Origin of the sequence: Micromonospora vinacea, assembly GCF_015751785.1 — a bacterium.
Classification (GTDB): domain Bacteria; phylum Actinomycetota; class Actinomycetes; order Mycobacteriales; family Micromonosporaceae; genus Micromonospora; species Micromonospora vinacea.
In genome coordinates this window covers 5,253,524-5,271,540 of record NZ_JADOTY010000001.1, presented here as the reverse complement: position 1 = coordinate 5,271,540, position 18,017 = coordinate 5,253,524, and the positions used below count along the sequence as shown (strand labels likewise).

Genomic DNA, 18,017 nt, shown 5'->3' with positions numbered 1-18,017 from the left:
GTCAACCACCCCGCGCCGTCACGCCGGGTCCAGTTCGACGAGCGGCTGGTCGTACTCGACCGGCTGGCCGTCCTCGACGAGGATCGCGGCCACCCGGCCGGCCCGGTCGGTGGTCACCTCGTTCATCAGCTTCATCGCCTCGACGATGGCGACCGGCTGGCCCGGGCGGACCAGGTCGCCCACCGCGACGAACGGCCGCGCGCCGGGCTCCGGCGCCCGGTAGAAGGTGCCGACGATCGGTGCCCGCACCGCGGCGGGCCCGGGCACCGGCGGCCGGATCGCCGCTGGCGGCGGCGCCGTCGGCGTCGCCTGGGCCGGTACGGCGGGTAGGTCCGGTCGGCTCGCGTCTTCGGGGTGCCACTCGACCTCCAGCACCGCCGGCCCGCTGCGCAGCCGGATCCGGCGCACCGGCCCGGCCAGTTCGGCGATCAGGTGCTGCGCCTGCCGGCGTAGCCCGGCCAGCGCCTCCTCGCCGTCCACCCCGACCTCGTCGGACGCGTCGACTGTCGACAGCGCACCATCACCGGCGGTCATCGCAGGCCCGCCCGGGCGCCGGCGCGGTTCGCGCCGAACCGCCGGAAGCGTTGCCGGCGCAGGCGGACCAGCATGGCGGGCGGCACGTCCAGCAGCGGCAGGAGATTGGCCAGCAGGGCCGCCCGCAAACGGTGGGCGGTCTCCGCCGGGTCGTCGTGCGCGGCGCTCGTCGGCTCCGACACGACCTCGTCGACCACCCCGAGCCGACGCAGGTCGGGCGCGGTCAGTCGCAACGCGCGGGCCGCCTGCGGCGCCGCGGAACGGTCCGGCCAGAGGATCGCCGCACACCCCTCGGGGCTGATCACCGAGTAGACGGCGTTCTCCAGCATCAGCACCCGGTCGGCCACCGCCAGCGCCAACGCGCCGCCGCTGCCGCCCTCGCCGGTGATCACCGCGAGCACGGGGGTGGGCAGCACGGTGAGGGTGAGGATGTTCTCGGCGATGGCCGCCGCCTGGCCCTGCTCCTCGGCGCTCACTCCGGGGTCGGCGCCCGGGGTGTCCACGAGGGTGACCACGGGCAGGCCGAGGCGGGCCGCGAGGCGCATCAGCCGCAGCGCCTTGCGGTGCCCGGCGGGGCTGGCCATGCCGAAGTTGCGGGCGACCAGCTCGGCGGTGGTGTGCCCCTTCTGGTGGCCGATGACCATCACGTGCCGGCCGGCCAGCCGCGCCACTCCACCGACGATGGCCGGGCAGTCCGCGCCGAGCCGATCGCCGTGCAGCTCCACGAACCCGTCGAAGACGGAGTCCAGGTAGTCCAGTGTGGTCGGTCGTCCGGGGTGCCGCGCCATCCGGACGGTGTCCCACGCGTCGCGTACCGCCGGGGTGTCGCCCGCTCCCGGGGTGCCGGCGTCTCCCTCGACCGCCGGCCGCGCGAGAGCCAGGCCGTCGTCGGCGAGACGCTCGCGGTGCGACGCCGGCTCCTGCCGGGGTACGGGCGGACGCGCCGGACGGCCGGCGCGGGTCGCGGCGAGCAGCGCCACCAGCCGTCCACGCAGCGACCTTCGCTGCACCACCATGTCGACCTGCCCGTGTCGGAGCAGGAAGTCGGCAGTCTGGAAGCCCTCCGGGAGGGCCCGACCGGTGATCTGGCGGATCACCCGGGGGCCGGCGAAGCCCATCCGCGCGCCGCTCTCGGCGAGCACCAGGTCGGTGTTGGTGGCGAACGAGGCGGCCACCCCGCCGTAGGTCGGGTCGGTGAGGACGCTCACGGTGAGCAGCCCCGCCTCGCGCAGCGCGGCGATGGCCTGGCTGACAGTGGCCATCTGCATCAACGACAGCGCACCCTCCTGCATCCGCGCCCCGCCGGAGGCGGTGACCAGGACGAGCGGAGTGCGATCGTCCAGCGCCCGTTCGGCCGCCCGGGTGATCAGCTCGCCCACCGCGCAGCCCAGGCTGCCGCCGAGGAAGCGGAAATCCATCACCGCCAGGGCCACCGGGTGCCCACCGATGGTGGCCGTGGCGCAGACGACCCCCTCGGCCAGGCCGGTGCTGGCCCGGGCGCCGGTGAGCCGGTGCGGGTACGGCAGCACGTCGACGAAGTCGAGCGGGTCCGCCTCCGGCAGCAGGTCGGGCAGCAGACGCAGGGAACCCGGGTCGACCAGCTGGCGCAGGCGTTCCGGCGCGCCGAGTCGGGCATGTTCCCCGCACTCCGGACAGACGTCGAGGTTGCGGCGCAGCCGTTTGCGGTAGAGCAGGCTGGCGCATCCGGCGCAGCGGGACCAGAGCTGCTCTTCATGCGGCGCGGTGGCCGTCACGACCGCCGCCCGCCGTCCGGCGCGTCGAACCGGTAGAAGCACCGCGCCATGGCGTCGCGCGGCGAGCGCCAGGTCGGCAGGTACGGCGAGACGTACGGTCGCAGGCGGTCACTGACCCGGATGAACTCGGGGTGGTCACGAGCGGCCTCCACCGCGCCCTCCGCCGGCTGCGCGGTCTCGAGCAGATGCACGTAGAGGTCGTGCAGTCGGTACAGCGAGCGGTGCCGGACACCGACCAGGCGCGGCAGCTCCGTCGCGTCCGACTCGGCGAAGATCTCGGCGACCCGCTCCTCGGCGGTCGGATCCACCTTCGCGACGATCAGCGATCGCTCCATACTGGGCCTCCCCCCACGACGTCCGGCCGGCGACGGGTGGCCCCCGGACGCGCTGGACGACTGCCGACACGATGCGCCGATCCTCGTCACGGCGGCGTCACCGCGCCGGGCCGACCAGCGACGCATGGCGGTGACGCTGCGTTGACGCAACCTGTGTATCAGCTATGCGCCCAGCGCTCTCCGCTCGCTAATGTTTATGCAGTTCAGAACCGATCTCGGGTTGACTGTCACTAATAGACGGCGCCGCTGACGTTGACTCAACGTGACCATCATTGATAATCTTCAGATTGGTCAGCCCGGCGGCCTCGGTGGGCGGGGCCGCGCCCGACCACGCCTCCGTCGGCGGGGTCGACAGTGGCGTCGCGGGCAACCGATCCGGGACACAGCAGACAGTCGGGACGAGCGTTCCGCAGGGGGTGCCGCCGTGGCCGCTGATCCGTCCGTGCCGACCGCCGGAGACCCGCCCGACGAGGGCGTCTCACTGCACCTGCTCGGAGGCTTCCGACTCCTCCGCGAGGCCGTGCCGGTCGTGGTGCCACGCGGGCTGCAACGGGTGATCGCGCTGATCGGGCTCCGCCCCGGCGCCACCCGCAGCCAGCTCGCCGGGCTGCTCTGGCCCGACGCGTCGGAGGAACGGGCGCTGTCCTCCCTACGTACCGCCCTGTGGCGGCTCCGACAGGACCCGTGCTGCCCGATGACAGTGGCCAGCGACACCGTACGCCTCGGCCCGGCGGTCCGGCTCGACGTGGACGACCTGGTCGGCACCGCGGCCCGGGTCCGGGACGGCGACGACCCCCGCACCGCGGCCGGGGCACTCGCCGCCGGGCGGCACGACCTCCTCCCCGGCTGGTACGACGACTGGGTGCTACTGGACCGGGAGCGCCTGCGCCAACTGCGCCTGCACATGCTGGAACAGGTAGCCGGGCACCACCTGGCCGCGGGGCGGCACGGCGAGGCCCTCGAAGCGGCGCTGGAGGCGATGGCCGCCGAGCCGCTACGGGAGACACCACACCGGCTGGTGGTCCGCATCCACCTGGCCGAGGGCAACGCCTTCGAAGCGGTGCACGCCTTCTACGTCTACCGGGACCTCCTGCGCCGGGAGTTGCGGCTGGAGCCGAGCCCCGCCATGAGCGCCCTGCTCGACGACACGCTCGCCCCGATCCGGCAGGCCAGCCGCGAGGCCATCACCGACCGCCCGTCACCCGCCGTCCGGCGTACGTGACGCGCCGCCCGTCACCGACCGCCCGGCGTACGTGACGGTGATGTGACAGGTGCTGCGGCACGGTGGGCGCACAGAGCACGTGGCACCGGTCCCCGAGGGGTCGGGCAGGCCACCGGCGGAAGGGGTCCCATGAGTCGTCTACTGATCGTCAGCCGGATCATCCCAGGAGCGGAGGGGCGGGTCGCGCAGATCTTCGCCGAATCCGACGCCACCGAACTCCCCGGCCTGACCGGCGTCACGCACCGATCCCTGTACTGCCTGCACGACCTGTGCGTACACCTGCTGGAGACCTCGGACGACGTCGACCCGGACGCGCTCGCGGCGGCCCGCAACCACCCGCTCTTCAAGCAGGTCAACGAGCGGCTCTCCGCGCACACGTCGCCGTACCTGCCGACCTGGCGCTCCCCCCGGGACGCGATCGCCGGCTGTTTCTACCGGTGGGACGCGGCCGAGGCGCCCACTGCGCGCCCAGCCAGCGCCGACGCGCCCGCTCCACGACCGGCCAGCAGCGAGGCGCCCGCCGCGCACCCGGCCGGCTGACATGTCCGCCGCGCCGCCGCACGTCCTGATCATCGGCGCCGGCACGGGAGGGCTGTGCCTGGCGCACGGCCTGCGCCGCGCCGGGATCAGCGTCGCCGTCTACGAACGACACCGCGACCGCACCGAAGGGCTGCTCGGCTACCGGGTCGGCATCGGCCCCACCGGTAGCCGGGCGCTACGGGAGTGCCTGCCCCCCGAACTGTTCGCCACCTTCCTGGCCACCTGCGCCCGGCCGCCGCACTACTTCAACGTCGTCACCCAGAGGCTCCGCCAGACCGCGACGTTCGGGCTGCGGCCGAGCGCCGACCCGGTACGCACCGAACACTCGGTGGCCCGGATGGTGCTGCGCCAGGTGCTGCTGACCGGCCTGGAGGACGTGGTGCAGTTCGACAAGACCTTCACCCGGTACGAGCAACGCGACGACGGCACGGTCACCGCGCACTTCGCCGACGGCACCAGCGCCACCGGCGACCTGCTGGTGGCGGCCGACGGCACGCACTCCGCCGTACGCCGCCAGTACCTGCCGCACGCCGTCACCCGCGACGCCGGGACGATCAACATCGCCACTCGGATCCCGCTGACCCCGCACACCAGCGGTCTCATTCCGGAGCGGGTTCAGCAGGGCATCTCGCTGATCTTCGGCGTCGGCGGGATGATGGGCGTGCTGCACGTCATGGAGTTCAAGTGGGACGCCGACCGTGCGATCAAGCCCGGCGTCAGCGAGGCCGACGCCGCCCGGCTCCGAGACTGGCCCGGCCTGGCCCACGACACCACCACCGACAACATCAACCTGATCATCTGGAGTGCGGCCAACCGATTCCCGGCAGACATCATGGAACGCCGCGGCGAGGACCTGGTGCAGGTCGCCCTGAACCTCACCTCGAACTGGCACCCGCACCTGCGGGAACTGCTCGCCCACGCGGACCCGGCCAGCGCCCTACCGATCAAGGTGTCCACCTCCGAGCCGGTGCCGCCCTGGAAGAGCAGCACCGTCACCCTGCTCGGCGACGCCATCCACACCATGACCCCGGGTCGCGGCGTGGGCGCGAACACCGCGCTGCGCGACGCCCGCCTGCTCTGCGCGCAGCTCAGCCGCGCCACCGCCGGCGACAAGACACTGCTCCAGGCGGTCGCCGACTACGAGGCGGTGATGGCACCGTACGGCTTCGCGCGGGTCGCCGAGTCGTTGAACCGCAGCGGCACCAACGGCGACGACCGGATGTACCGGCCGGTGGTGGGCCGGCTCGCGCTGCTCGGCGCGCGCGGCTACTTCGGAGTGACCAGCCGGGTGCCGCCGCTCCGGCGCCGGTTCGTCGACGAATTCCACACCTACGAGGGTGACTGAGACTGAACCCCGCATCGCCCGACCCGGGCTCGGCGTCCCTCGCCGGGCCCGGGTCGCATCATGTCCGGCGCGGTTGTGCCAGGCCGGTCTCGCCGAGGTCCGTTCCGTACCCCGGCTTCGATCTCATCGCGTCCGGGCCCTGCCGGGTCACGGTCCTTCCGGTCCTCGTCTCAACCTGTCGGATTCTGGTGTGATTGGGCGACGCTGTGTCACCCGGCAGGCACCGACTGAGGTGGCTGGCCCACCCTCAACGCTGTCGGCCGATCCTCTCTCTCGCCGGCAATACGCGTGTGCGAAGCTGCGGCGAGTTTTTCTCGTGACTTTTCCAACGAGCTGAGAGGGAGGTTCGCCGTGGCGTGGTCTTTCGGACACTCGCTGATACTGGTGCTGGCACTGTTGCTGGGCCTGGCCGCCGGGTGGCTGCTGCGCGGCCGGCGGGGCGTACAGGGCAATTCGATAGTGGATGGTGACCCCGTCGCCGGCCTGGCCGTCATCGAAACGCCCACGCCCGCTGCCACCACCGACGAGGCCCGGCCCGCGGCCGCCGTCGACCCGGCACCCGCCGCGGTCGCCGACGAGCCGGTGCCGGTCGACACGGTCAGCGCGCCAGCCGCGGTGACCGGACCGGACGGTCCCACGCCGGTGCCCGTGCCGGCGGACGCACCGAGCACCGCCGACCCGGCGGACATGGCGCTGACCGAGGACCCGCCACCGGTACCGGCGACCGAGCAATCCGACGTCGAGGAACTGCGTCAGGAATCGGCCCCCGAGCCGGTCACTGTCGACGAGCAGACCGCCCCGGCCGCCGCCGTGGTCTCTCCCCGGCAGCCCGCGGACGACCTCCCGCCCGCCAACGACGCGCCGGTCGCGGCCACCACCGTCGACAGCGCGCCCGCCGACGCGACGCCGGCCGACGACGCGCCGGCCGACGATGCGGAGACCAAGGCCGCGGCGGTCGACCCGACGCTGGCGCAGGCCGACTCCGTGAACGCCGAGCCGGCCCAGGCCGATTCCGCAGTCGACGCTGCGGAGGCCGAGCGGTCGGCGGTGGCAACGCCGCCGGTCCGGCCGGTCAGCACCGCGACCCCTCCGGTCCGGTCGGGCTCCGACACGACGATCAGCAGCGTCGACGCCGACCCGACGGGCCCGGCCGACGACTTCCGCCGGATTCAGGGAATCGGGCCGAAGATGGCGGCCGCGTTGCAGGACGCCGGCGTGCGCACGTACGGCCAGCTCGGCGAGTTGGACGAGCCGGCGCTGCGCGACCTGATCCGGGCCGCCGGCCTGCGCGCCGCACCGGGGTTGGCCAGTTGGCCGCAGCAGGCGCGCGTGCTCGCCGGCGCCGGCGAGGAGATGGCGGCGGTGCTGCCGAACGGCAACCAGGCCTGACCGCCTGTTTTCGAGCCCCCGGCAGCCGTCACTACGACGGCGCGCCGGGGGCTTGTCCGTAGCTGCCGAGAATCCCCCACGCCACCGTCTCGGTGATCGACTCGGCTTTCAGGAAACCGCGCCATCCACCCGCCCCGGACACCCCGACTTGCAGGAACCCCAGGCCGCGCGGCTGCGCGGCGTTAGCGCGGGAGTGACGTGCAGCCTCAGGCGCGCAGCTCGGCCGCGAGGTCGCCGATCGACGCCATCGCGTACCGCTGCATGCCCGGGCCGAAGGTGATGCGTGTGGCGCCCAGCCGGCCCAGCTCGGCCACGGACTCCCGGTCCGGTCCAGCGGCCATGTTGATCGGCCCGGAGATGCCCTCCCGCAGCTGCGGGAGCACCTGCGGTGGCGCCAGGATCGGGTAGACGCAGTCGGCGCCGGCCGCCACGTAGAGGCGGGCGCGTTCCACCGCGTCGGCCGGGTCACCCGTCCCGACCAGGAAGGTGTCGACGCGCGCGTTGATGAAGAGATCGTCGCCCGCCTCCGCGCGTACCTCGGCCAGCCAGTCGGCGTGCCGCCGCGGGTCCTTGAGGGTGGCGTGTCCCTCCGAGTCCTCCAGGTTGCAGCCGACGGCGCCGGCCTCCAACAGCCGCCCGACCAGCTCGCGAGGGGCGAGGCCGTAACCGCCCTCGACGTCCGCGGACACGGGAACGGACACGGCGCGGACGATGCGGGCGACCGCCGCGAACATCTCGTCCGGCGGGGTCGCGCCGTCCTCGTAGCCGAGCGAGGCGGCGACACCCGCGCTCGGGGTGGCGAGCGCCGGGTAACCGGCGTCGGCCAGCACCCGGGCACTGGCGGCGTCCCAGGGGCCCGGCAGGACGAGCGGGTCGCCGGCGGCACGGTCGTGGTGCAGGGCACGGAAAGTGGCGGCTGTCATCGTTGGGGTCTCCCGACGGGGCTGCGGAGGGGCGGGGCTCAGGCGGTGTATCCGCCGTTGGAGTCAAGCACGGCGCCGGTGATGTACGAGGCCGCGGGGCTGGCCAGGAACACGATGGCCGCGGCGGTCTCGGCGGGGTCGCTGACCCGTTGGATCGCGAGGCTGGACACCATGCCCTTGAGCATGTCCGGGGACGGTGGCTCCATCCCGGTCAACATCAGCCCGGCCTGCAGCATGTTGACGGTGATGCCGCGCGGCGCCAGGTCGCGGGCGACACCGCGGGTGTAGCCGACCAACCCGGCCTTGGTCGCGGCGTAGTCGGCGAGGCCGGGTACCCCGACGCGGGTGCCGATTCCGGAGCCGATGTTGACGATCCGCCCGTTGTCGCGCAGCACCTTCGCCGCCGCGCGGATGATCGCGATGACGCCGGTGTAGTTGGTGGCGTGCATCCGGTCCAGGATGGCCACGTCGACGTCCGGGTCGTCGACCGTCCTGCCCTGCTCCAGGGAGATCGCGGCGTTGTTGACCAGGATGTCCAGGCCACCGAGCCGGGTGACGACGTCGTTGATCAGCTGCGGTGCGCGGGAGCTGTCCGCCTGGTCGTTCTGCAGGGCGAGGGCGCGTACCCCCCGGCCCTCCAGCTCCTCCACGACGGCGGCGGCCTTGTCGACAGAGCCGACGTAGGTGATGGCGACGTCCGCGCCGGCGTCGGCCAGAGCGCGGGCCGTGGCCGCGCCGAGACCGCGGGAACCGCCGGTGACGAGGGCGACCTTGCCGGCAAGAGGCTGTGTCATGGGTTGGTCCTCCAGGCGATCTGGTTATTGACTGATCGGTCCACCATACGTTTGGTGGACCGATCGGTCAATAATTGCTACGCTGGTCACATGGCCAGGCCACGACAGTTCGACGAGGAGCAGGTGATCCGCGCCGTCCGGGACCAGTTCTGGGACGCCGGCTACGCGGCGACCTCGCTGGAAGACCTGGTGCGCGTCAGCGGGCTGGGCAAGGGCAGCCTCTACGGCGCCTTCGGTGACAAACACCGGTTGTTCCTGCGGGCGCTGCGGGAATACACCGACACCAGCGGCGGCTACCTGCGCGAGATGCTCGCGTCCGCTCCCCGCGCCCTGGACGCGCTGCGCGCGTTCGTCATGGCGCCGGTGAACGACCCGGGCGGAGCCGCCGCTCGGCGCGGTTGCCTCATGGCCAACAGCACGTACGAACTCGCCACCAGCGACCCCGACGTTCTCGCCGAGGCGCGGCGCACCTACGAGGCGACGACCGCCCTGGTCGCCGAGAGCGTCGGGCGGGCCCAGGACGAGGGTGACCTACCGCGCGACGCCGACCCGGTGGAGACGGCGCGCGCGCTGCTCGCCGCGCAGCAGGGGCTGGTGTTCATGGGGCGGACCGGGCTGGACATCGACACCCTGACCGCGACCGCCCGCACCCTCGCCGCCACGCTCCTACCGGACGCCTGACAACGCCCGGCGGCGCGCGCTTATTTGATCTTGCGGGTGGACCGGACCACGATGCTCTCGTACTCCGGGTGCTTGACCACCCAGTCGGCGATGAACGGGCAGATCGGCACGACGGTCCGGCCCTTGCCCCGGGCGTCGTCCAGCACGGCCCGCGCCAGCGTCGACCCGACGCCCTTGCCCTCGTACGCCGGATCGACCTCGGTGTGGGTGTAGGCGATGATCGCGCCGGTCAGCTGGTAGGTGACGAACCCGACGACCGCGCCCGACTCGTCGCGCGCCTCGAAACGCTCCCGCGCCGGCGCGTCTGTCACGGTGAACTGCACCCGACCATCCAACCACCCGGCCTGGCGGCACTCCCCGCGAGGCCGGCAGGGACGCGGCGCCCGCGCATTGTCGTTGCCGAAACGGGAACGCAGCGCCGCCGGCCAGACCGTGGGAGGAGACACGCCACCATGACGAATCCATCGGCCGACGGCGGCTTCGCCGTCGTCGAGATGTTCACGTCCCAGGGCTGCAACAGCTGCCCTCCCGCGGAGGAGTTGCTGAGCGAGATCGAGCGCGACGCCCGGGATCGGGGACAGAACGTCTTCGCCCTCGGTTTCCACGTCGACTACTGGGACGACCTGGGCTGGCCCGACCAGTTCGCGGACGCGGCGTACACCGCGCGGCAGGAGGCGTACGCCCGCGCGTTCGGCACCCGAGGTCTGTACACCCCGCAGATGGTCGTCAACGGCACCGTCGAGTTCGTCGGTTCCGATCGCCGACGGGCGGCCGGCGCGATCATGTCCGCCGTGGCCGCGACCGCCACCACACCACTGACGCTCTCCATCGCCAACGTGGGCAATGACCGGGTGATGGTGGACTACCGGGCCGAACGGCCGCCGGAGCGCGCGGTGTTGCACGTGGCGGTCGTGGAACGGGATCTGACCAGCAACATCGCCCGGGGCGAGAACGCCGGGCGGACGCTGCGGCAGGACAACGTCGTACGCGCCTTCCGGTCGGTGGGCCTGGACGCCGAGCGGGGGCAGATGGAGCTGGCCACGCCACCTGATCTCGATCCGCGGAACGCGAGCGTGGTCGGCTATGTCCAGGAGAACGGCGAACGGGCGATCGTCGGCGCCACAGCCGTCGAGCTGTCCACCGCGTAATCTCGGCGCATGCGGATGGTGCGCGGTGCGAGGGGGTTCGGTGGCTGACGCGGACGACGTACGCCGGGTGGCGTTGGCCCTGCCGCACACGGTGGAGATTCCCAGTGACGGCTTCGACTTCCGGGTGGCCGACAAGGGTTTCGTCTGGTCCTATCCGGAGCGGGTACCGGGCAAGCCTCGGGTGATCCGGCTCGACATCGCTGTGCTGTTCGTCGGCGACGAGGCCGAGAAGCAGGCTCTCCTGCTCGGGGAGCCCGAGATCTTCTTCACCACGCCCGGCTACCACGGCCTGCCCCTGGTGCTGCTGCGCCTGGCGGCGGTCGACCTGGACCGGCTGACCGAGCTGGTGACGGACGCGTGGCGGATGCGTGTGCCGGACTCGCTGGTGAGCGACCGTGAGGGCGAACCGCTGGGGGACCGTGCCGCCGCCGGCAAATAGCGACATCAGCACGCAACGGGTTGGACACATTGACGGGGATCTCGGTACTCCATTACCGTTGCCGAGAGAGCGCTCTCTCACCTGACCTTCCCCCCAATTCAGACGCAAAGCGCTGGACCCGGCAAGGGCCGCACCCGGCGCGCGCGATGGAGGCACGATGAAACCTCCCGTCCCCCACCGCCAATGGGCCCTGGCCGCCGCCACCGCGCTGGCCCTGGTCGTCGGCGGCCTCGCCATCCCCGTCACCCGCGCGGCCGAAGCCGCACCCGTCGGCGCCGGCAGCTACACCACCACCCCGGTCGGCCCGCTCCCCAGCGGCTGCGGCGCGATGTCCAGCAACCCCCGGCAGTTCGCCACCGCCAACGCGCCCACCGGTCCGATACCCACGAACGACTGGTGGTCCTCCCTACTGTGGAAGCGCACCGACTGCTCCTTCAGCGAACCGCTGCACGCCCACCCGATCTCGTACGACACCTTCGGTGACGGGCTCGGCTTCTCCGCCAACTCCACTCCCGCCATCAGCGGCACCGCCACCGGCGTCGGTGAGTTCCACTACCCGTACGTGCAGGACATCCGGGTCGGTGTGGCCGGGCTCGCCGCACCCCTGGTCAAGGTCGACGGCTGGACGGACTGGACGGTCAGCCCGCACTGGAGCGACGGAACGCGCACCATGCGCGCGACCATCGGCCACGGTCTGCCCTTCGCGTACTTCCAGACCACCGGCGGGAACGCGCAGATCAGCACCGCCGGCACCCCCGACGTCTGGTCCAACAGCGGCGCCACCATCGGCTTCCGGGTCAACGGCCACGACTACGTCGGGTTCGCGCCCAGCGGCGCCAACTGGACCGTGGCGTCGGGTCGGATCTCGTCCACCCTGGCCGGTCGCGGTTACTTCTCCGTCGCCCTCCTGCCCCCGACGTCGAGCGCAACCGAGCGCGCCGAGCTGGCCGCTACCTACGGCCGGTACGCCCACGCCCACGTGACCGGCACCCAGGTCTCGTACGCCTACAACCCCGCGAGCAGCGGCCTGACCACCACGTACGCGTTCACCACCACCGCCCGGGAGGGCACCGCCACGCAGACCGTGGTCAGCCTCTACCCGCACCAGTGGAAGTCGCTGAGCGGCTCCACCGCGATCACGCCGACCTACCCGTCGGCGCGCGGCCGGATGAAGGTGCTCACCGGCGTCAACCAGTTCCGCACCGCCATGAAGTTCCAGGGCATCCTGCCGGAGCTGCCGGCCGTCGGCGACGGCAGCGGTGCTGACCTGGCGACGCTCACCGGGCACCTGGCCGCCACCCGCGCCAACCCGATGGACCAACGTGGCAACGACACCTACTGGACCGGCAAGGGGCTCGGCCGGGCCGCGCGGATCGCCGAGATCGCCGACCAGGTCAACGACGTCACGACGCGCGACAGCGCGCTGAACGCGATCCGCAGCACCCTCACCGACTGGTTCACCGCGTCCAGCGGCAAGACCAGCCGGGTCTTCTACTACGACAACAACTGGGGCACCCTGATCGGCTACCCGGCGTCGTACGGGTCCGACCAGGAGCTCAACGACCACCACTTCCACTACGGCTACTACATCGCCGCTGCCGCGACCCTGGCGAAGTTCGACCCGACCTGGGCGGCCACCAGCCGCTACGGCGGGATGGTCGACCTGCTGATCCGGGACGCCAACAACTACCGTCGCGACGACACCCGCTTTCCGTACCTGCGGGACTTCGACATCTACGCCGGCCACGACTGGGCGTCCGGGCACGGGTCCTTCGGCTCCGGCAACAACCAGGAGTCCTCGTCGGAGGGGATGAACTTCGCGAGCGCCCTGATCCAGTGGGGGCAGACGACCGGTGACACGGCCGTCCGCGACGCCGGCGTCTTCCTCTACACCACGCAGGCCGCGGCCATCCAGGAGTACTGGTTCGACGTCAGCGACCAGAACTTCCCCAGCGCGTTCGGGCACTCGACGGTCGGCATGGTCTGGGGCGACGGCGGCGCGTACGCCACCTGGTTCAGTGGCGAGCCGGAGATGATCCAGGGCATCAACCTGCTCCCGGTCACCGGCGGTCACCTCTACCTGGGCAACAACCCGGCGTACGTGCGGACCAACTACGCCGAGCTCGTCCGCAACAACGGCGGACAACCGACAGTGTGGCAGGACATCCTCTGGCAGTTCCACGCCCTCGGCGACCCCGACACGGCACTGGCGAACCTCCGCGCGAACCCGGGCTACACCCCGGAGGAGGGCGAGAGTCGGGCACACACGTTCCACTGGATCCGCAACCTCGCGGCCCTCGGCAATGTCGACACGACCGTGACCGGCAACCATCCGCTGTCCGCGGTCTTCTCCCGCAACGGGGCTCGCACCTACGTGGCGTCGAACCCGACGGCGGCGCCGATCACTGTGACGTTCTCCAACGGCACCACGCTCACCGTGGGAGCCGGCAAGACGGCCACCACCGGGGCGTACACCTGGAGTGGTGGCAACGCGGCCGGCGGCGTCCCCCCGACGACGCCGACCACCCCGCCGCCGACGACCACCCCGCCGCCGACGCCGGGCAACCCGACGCGGTACCTGTTGCCCGGCGGTGGGTTGGGCGCCGCCGGTAGCGCGGCCACGACGACGGTCGCGGCGGCGAACGGAAACCACGACGGTACGCCCACCAACGCCCAGGTCTTCACGGCGACCGGCCTCAACCTCGCCTACGCCGGCGGGCAGACGGCGTTCGACCTGTTCGTGGACGCCGGGACGGCGGTCGGCAACGGCGTGCAGGTGCGGATCTCCTACGACCTCACCGGCAACGGCAGTTGGGAACGGGTGGAGACGCTGCGTTACTTCGCCACCGACCCGGTCACCGGCTACGAGCACTACACCCAGAACGCCGGCCTGTCCTCGGCCACGGGCACGTTGGGCGCGCTGAGCAACGGCACGGTCCGGGTGGAGGTGTGGTCGGCTATCGGCAACAACCCGACCACTGTGGGCATCGGCAACCAGTCGGTGCTGCGGCTTCCATACTCCTGATCGACCTGATCGTCGCGACACGGCGTCGGCCGGTGTGGAGGACCAGGATCGGTCCCCCACACCGGCCGACGTCTGCGGTCAGTCAGTCGTGCTCAGGAGGCGGTGCAGGTCGGCGTGATGCCGGCCCCACTGCCCGTGCCCTGGAAGCCGAACTCGGTGACCTGGCCCGCGCCGAGCCGGCCATTGTAGTCCACGTTGGCGAACCGGACCGTGCCGCTGGAGCCACTGGCCGTCGCGCTCCAGGTGTTCGTGACACTGGCACCGCTCGCAAGCGTGGCGCTGACGTTCCACCCGCTCGTTCCGGCGGAGCCGGCGGTCACCTTCACTGTGGCCACGAAACCGCCCGTCCACGAGTTCAGCGACACCGACGCCGAGCAGCCACCGGTTCCCGGCGGCGGGGTGGTCGGCGGGTCCGTCGGCGGGTCGGTCGGCGGGTCCGTGGGGATGGCGGGGCCGGCGTTGAGGGCGTTCAGAACGCTGGTGTACGCGGCCTTCTTGTTGCCGTTGCAGTCGAACAGCAGGGCGTTGTCGGACCCACGCCACGAGTCACAGTCGCGCACCCCCCACACCGTGATGCCGGTGCAACGGGAGACGTTCATGCAGGCGCGGGTGACGGCGCCGAAGATGTTGGCCTGGTTGCCACCGGTCATCACGTCCAACTCGGTGATCTGCACATCCACACCGAGATCAGCGAAACGCTGCAGATTGGCCTGGTAGTCACCGGCCAGCGAGGTGCCCAGGTGCGACTGGAAACCCACGCAGTCGATCGGCACGCCACGGGACCTGAAGTCCCGCACCATGTTGTAGATCCCCGTCGACTTCGCGTTGATCCCGTCGGTGTTGTAGTCGTTGTAACACAACTTCGCACCCGGATCCGCCGCCCGCGCCGCCCGGAACGCCGCCTCGATCCAGTCGTTCCCGGTGCGCTGAAGGTTCGAGTCCCGACGCCCGCCACTACCGCCGTCGGCGAACGCCTCGTTCACCACGTCCCACGAGTGGATCTTGCCTCGGAAGTGCGTCGCCACCTGCGTGACGTGGTTGATCGCCGCGTTGCGCAACGCGCTGCCGGACATGCCCTGCGCCCAGCCCGGCTGCTGCTGGTGCCACAGCAGCGCGTGACCCCGCACGCTCATGCCGTTGGCCTGCGCGTGACTGACCAGACGATCACCACCGGTGTAGCTGAACCGACCCTGCTGCGGCTCGGTGGCGTCCCACTTCATCTCGTTCTCGGCCACGACACTGTTGAACTCACGGTTCAGGATGGTCGCGTACACGCTGGTCGAGAGCTTGCCCGTCGCGACGGCCGCGCCGAAGTAGCGGCCCTTCTCGGCCGCCGAGGCCCGGAGGGTCGTGCCGGCGCTGGCCGTGGAGGTCAGCGTCAACGTCATACCGGCGGCGAGGGCGCCGGCAACGGCGATGGTCACCGCCGCTCGCAGGGCTCTTCTGTGATTCATGCGGATTCCTTCTCTGTGGTGGTGCAGCGATGGAGACGCACGCCCGAATCTGCTCCTGCGACATCGGAGACGTCAGCAACGGTCGCCGTCGCGGCAGCGGGTGCGGGGAAGTCCTGACCCGACGTCCGGCATGCCCTGGGCGGACGTCACGGGTCGAGGTGCCACAGCAGGTTCGCCCGGTGAACCACAGGTGCGGCCGCCCTCAACCATCGACTGTGAGCGATAACATGCCGTTCGTCAAGTCGTCACCAATCACGCCTGGCACCTGTCGCCCCGTCGCAGTGGCCGGGCACGTCGCCGTGCTGCCGGAGCCGCGCCGAGCACGGCTCCGGCAGCACCCGTCACTGGAACGAGGCGTCGTCGACGAGGAGGCTGTCGGTGCCCTCGGCTGTCTCGACGTAGAAGGCGGCGCTGGTCAGGGTGCCGCTCCACGACACGGTCGTGGTGCCGGTGAGCAGGGTCCAACCGTTGACGTTCACCCCGACCGCCGGGGTCAGCTGGAGGTAGTTCGTCGTGCCGTTCGCGGTCAGCGACAGTGTCGCCTTCGCCGACGGGGTGCCGCCCTGTGCTCGTACCCAGACGTTCGTGGTGTAGCTCTTGCCGTTGGTGAGCTTGCTGGTCACGTCCTGGCTGGGGCCGTTCCAGGCGCCGGTCCGGCCGGTGATGGACAGCGACCCGGTACCGCCGTGCGCGACTGTGGTGTTCCTGGCGAGCGTTCCGCTGCCGTGCACACCCCAGCCCGTCGTGCCGTTCTCCACATCGCCGTTGGTGATCAGGTTGGTGGCGCTGCCGCCGCCGGTGCCGCCGAACTGCCACCAGTTGATGTTGAACAGGTTGCCGCTGCCGCCGGCGAAGCGCAGGTAGAGATCATGGGTGCCGGTCGCTCCGCTGACCGAACAGGTGCTGGTGGTCCAGGTCTGCCAGCCGCCGGTGCCACCCACGGTGCAGGTGCCCACGGTCGGGCCGTTGGCGCTGTCGAGGCGTACCTCGATCCGGCCGCCGCTGGTTGCCGACGCGACCCGGGCGCTGAACGCTGTCGCACCCGCGCCGAACGCGACGCCCTTGACCTTGATGTAGTCGCCGTTCTCGATCCAGCCGACGTTCATCCCGCCCTCGCTGGACACTTCGGTCTCGATCCCCGAGCCCCACGCGATCGTCTCGGCCTCCTGCCGCACGTACGGGTTCAGCGTGCCCACCTGCGGGGCACCCGTACTCGTCATCGTGATCGTCGGGAACAGACCATTGCTGGTGTAACTGAACTTCTCCACAGCGACCGAACGCGTGTAACCACCGCCACCGGGCAGTGCGCCGTTGTGATAGAAGAAATACGAACCACCCTGGAAATCGATCACACCCGCGTGATTGGTGAAACTGGCGCCCTGCCGCGGCATGATCGTTCCCCGATATGTCCACGGCCCCGTCGGTCCCGTGGCCGTGGAGTACGCGATGAACTCCGAGCAACACTCCGCCGCGAACACGTTGTAATACAACCCGTTGCGCTTGAACACCCACGGCCCCTCCTCGTAGAGGGTCGGCCGACTCGCGTTACCGCTCCGGGTACCGAACCCCGCCGTGGTGAGCGGGATACGCGTCGCGCTGCCGGAGAACGAAATCATGTCCGGGTTCAATTTCACGTACCACAGACCCGGGTTACCCCAGTACAGATAGGCCTGCCCGTCATCGTCGATGAACGCGTGCGGGTCGATTTCGTTGTTGCCGACCAGTGGCCGACCGAGCGCGTCGCGAAATGGTCCGGTCGGGCTGTCCGCCACCCCGACGCCGATGACCATCTGCCCGTTGGAGCGCTGGCGCACCGGCACGTACCAGTAGAACTTCCCGTTACGCGGAACGACCTGCCCGGCCCACGCGTTGGCGTCCGCCCACGCGAACGTCGCCAGATTCATCGGCGAGCCGTGATCGGTCCAGTTCACCATGTCCGCGGACGAGTACACCCGCCACTCACGCATGGTGAAGTAGGTGGACCCGTCCTCGTCATGTCCGGTGTAGAGGTACACCCGGCCGTTGTGCACCATCGGCGCCGGGTCGGCCGTGTAGATGTTCTGGACGATGGGGTTGTCGGCCTTGGCCGTACCGGGGATCAGGGCGAGGACGCAGGCCATGCTGGCCAGCCAGGCGATGACCCGCCTGGCCCGGCGGGTGGCCCGGGTTGTGGTTCGATCTTCCACCTTCACGATTACTCCCACAGAGAGTGCGCCGTGCGCGATGCCTGACTGGGTGACGTGTTAGCGCTAACAGGTTGCTCCTGAGGACCCCTCCCCCGTCTGACCTGGATTTTTGCGAGTGCGAGATGACAGTCGTAACCACATCGCAGCAGTGATGTATCGACGCTGACATCGATAAGTTACGATGCACCGTACTGAGCGGCCGGGCGAGCGTCAACGGAAGAGCAGTCCTCGACATCCGTCACGCACGG

General features: G+C 71.0%; 16 protein-coding genes. 8 read left to right on the top strand and 8 right to left on the bottom strand.

Going from position 1 to position 18,017, the window contains the following annotated elements; genetic code table 11:
- Positions 1-18: 18 nt before the first annotated feature.
- From IW249_RS24780 to IW249_RS24770, 3 genes are read right to left on the bottom strand one after another with little or no spacing between them, the layout of a single operon-like run.
- On the bottom strand, positions 19-534 hold the full coding sequence (locus IW249_RS24780; RefSeq protein WP_196922950.1) for an acetyl-CoA carboxylase biotin carboxyl carrier protein: 516 nt from the start codon (positions 532-534) through the stop codon (positions 19-21).
- The gene (locus IW249_RS24775; protein ID WP_196922949.1) at positions 531-2,288 is read right to left on the bottom strand and encodes an acetyl-CoA carboxylase carboxyltransferase subunit alpha; all 1,758 of its coding nucleotides are present in this window, start codon (positions 2,286-2,288) and stop codon (positions 531-533) included. Before IW249_RS24775 ends, IW249_RS24780 begins: the two co-directional genes overlap by 4 nt.
- Positions 2,285-2,623: a TcmI family type II polyketide cyclase gene (locus IW249_RS24770; RefSeq protein ID WP_196922948.1), complete on the bottom strand. Its 339-nt coding sequence runs from the start codon at positions 2,621-2,623 to the stop codon at positions 2,285-2,287. Before IW249_RS24770 ends, IW249_RS24775 begins: the two co-directional genes overlap by 4 nt.
- 424 nt (positions 2,624-3,047) lie before the next feature.
- Between IW249_RS24770 and IW249_RS24765 the strand changes: the two genes are divergently transcribed.
- The 4 genes from IW249_RS24765 to IW249_RS34415 all read left to right on the top strand — a co-directional run bounded on the left by IW249_RS24765 (position 3,048) and on the right by IW249_RS34415 (position 7,119).
- Positions 3,048-3,845: an AfsR/SARP family transcriptional regulator gene (locus IW249_RS24765; protein ID WP_196922947.1), complete on the top strand. Its 798-nt coding sequence runs from the start codon at positions 3,048-3,050 to the stop codon at positions 3,843-3,845.
- Positions 3,846-3,974: 129 nt separating this feature from the next.
- Entirely contained in the window at positions 3,975-4,385 is a 411-nt protein-coding gene (locus IW249_RS24760; protein ID WP_231392645.1) for a TcmI family type II polyketide cyclase, read from the top strand.
- Between the two features lies 1 nt (position 4,386).
- Positions 4,387-5,730: an FAD-dependent oxidoreductase gene (locus IW249_RS24755; RefSeq protein ID WP_196922946.1), complete on the top strand. Its 1,344-nt coding sequence runs from the start codon at positions 4,387-4,389 to the stop codon at positions 5,728-5,730.
- A 351-nt stretch (positions 5,731-6,081) separates the two neighbouring features.
- The gene (locus IW249_RS34415; protein ID WP_307788693.1) at positions 6,082-7,119 is read left to right on the top strand and encodes a helix-hairpin-helix domain-containing protein; all 1,038 of its coding nucleotides are present in this window, start codon (positions 6,082-6,084) and stop codon (positions 7,117-7,119) included.
- A 206-nt stretch (positions 7,120-7,325) separates the two neighbouring features.
- Here IW249_RS34415 and IW249_RS24745 read toward each other — a convergent pair whose 3' ends face one another.
- Together IW249_RS24745 and IW249_RS24740 are read right to left on the bottom strand one after the other, a co-directional pair.
- Positions 7,326-8,042 carry an isocitrate lyase/PEP mutase family protein gene (locus IW249_RS24745; protein WP_196922945.1) on the bottom strand — a complete coding sequence of 239 codons (717 nt, stop codon included), beginning with the start codon at positions 8,040-8,042 and terminating at the stop codon, positions 7,326-7,328.
- 38 nt (positions 8,043-8,080) lie between these two features.
- Positions 8,081-8,836 (bottom strand): SDR family NAD(P)-dependent oxidoreductase, encoded by a 756-nt coding sequence (locus IW249_RS24740; protein WP_196922944.1) that lies wholly within the window; start codon positions 8,834-8,836, stop codon positions 8,081-8,083.
- A 90-nt stretch (positions 8,837-8,926) separates the two neighbouring features.
- Here IW249_RS24740 and IW249_RS24735 point away from each other — a divergent pair, with 90 nt between their 5' ends.
- Positions 8,927-9,517: a TetR/AcrR family transcriptional regulator gene (locus tag IW249_RS24735; RefSeq protein WP_196922943.1), complete on the top strand. Its 591-nt coding sequence runs from the start codon at positions 8,927-8,929 to the stop codon at positions 9,515-9,517.
- Between the two features lie 20 nt (positions 9,518-9,537).
- Here the strand turns inward: IW249_RS24735 and IW249_RS24730 are convergent, their stop codons facing one another.
- A complete protein-coding gene (locus IW249_RS24730) occupies positions 9,538-9,840 on the bottom strand; it encodes a GNAT family N-acetyltransferase (RefSeq protein WP_196922942.1) in 303 nt (100 codons plus the stop codon).
- Between the two features lie 129 nt (positions 9,841-9,969).
- On the opposite strand from IW249_RS24730, the gene IW249_RS24725 reads away from it, so the two are divergent.
- From IW249_RS24725 to IW249_RS24715, 3 genes are all read left to right on the top strand, one after another.
- Positions 9,970-10,665 carry a DUF1223 domain-containing protein gene (locus IW249_RS24725; RefSeq protein ID WP_196922941.1) on the top strand — a complete coding sequence of 232 codons (696 nt, stop codon included), beginning with the start codon at positions 9,970-9,972 and terminating at the stop codon, positions 10,663-10,665.
- Positions 10,666-10,705: 40 nt separating this feature from the next.
- Positions 10,706-11,104, top strand: coding sequence for an MmcQ/YjbR family DNA-binding protein (locus tag IW249_RS24720; protein WP_196922940.1), 399 nt, complete (start codon positions 10,706-10,708; stop codon positions 11,102-11,104).
- A 157-nt stretch (positions 11,105-11,261) separates the two neighbouring features.
- Entirely contained in the window at positions 11,262-14,129 is a 2,868-nt protein-coding gene (locus IW249_RS24715) for a glycosyl hydrolase (protein ID WP_196922939.1), read from the top strand.
- Positions 14,130-14,221: 92 nt separating this feature from the next.
- Here IW249_RS24715 and IW249_RS24710 read toward each other — a convergent pair whose 3' ends face one another.
- A complete protein-coding gene (locus IW249_RS24710) occupies positions 14,222-15,583 on the bottom strand; it encodes an endo-1,4-beta-xylanase (protein WP_196922938.1) in 1,362 nt (453 codons plus the stop codon).
- A 341-nt stretch (positions 15,584-15,924) separates the two neighbouring features.
- The gene (locus tag IW249_RS24705) at positions 15,925-17,775 is read right to left on the bottom strand and encodes a family 43 glycosylhydrolase (RefSeq protein ID WP_372432996.1); all 1,851 of its coding nucleotides are present in this window, start codon (positions 17,773-17,775) and stop codon (positions 15,925-15,927) included.
- Between the last annotated feature and the right edge of the window lie 242 nt (positions 17,776-18,017).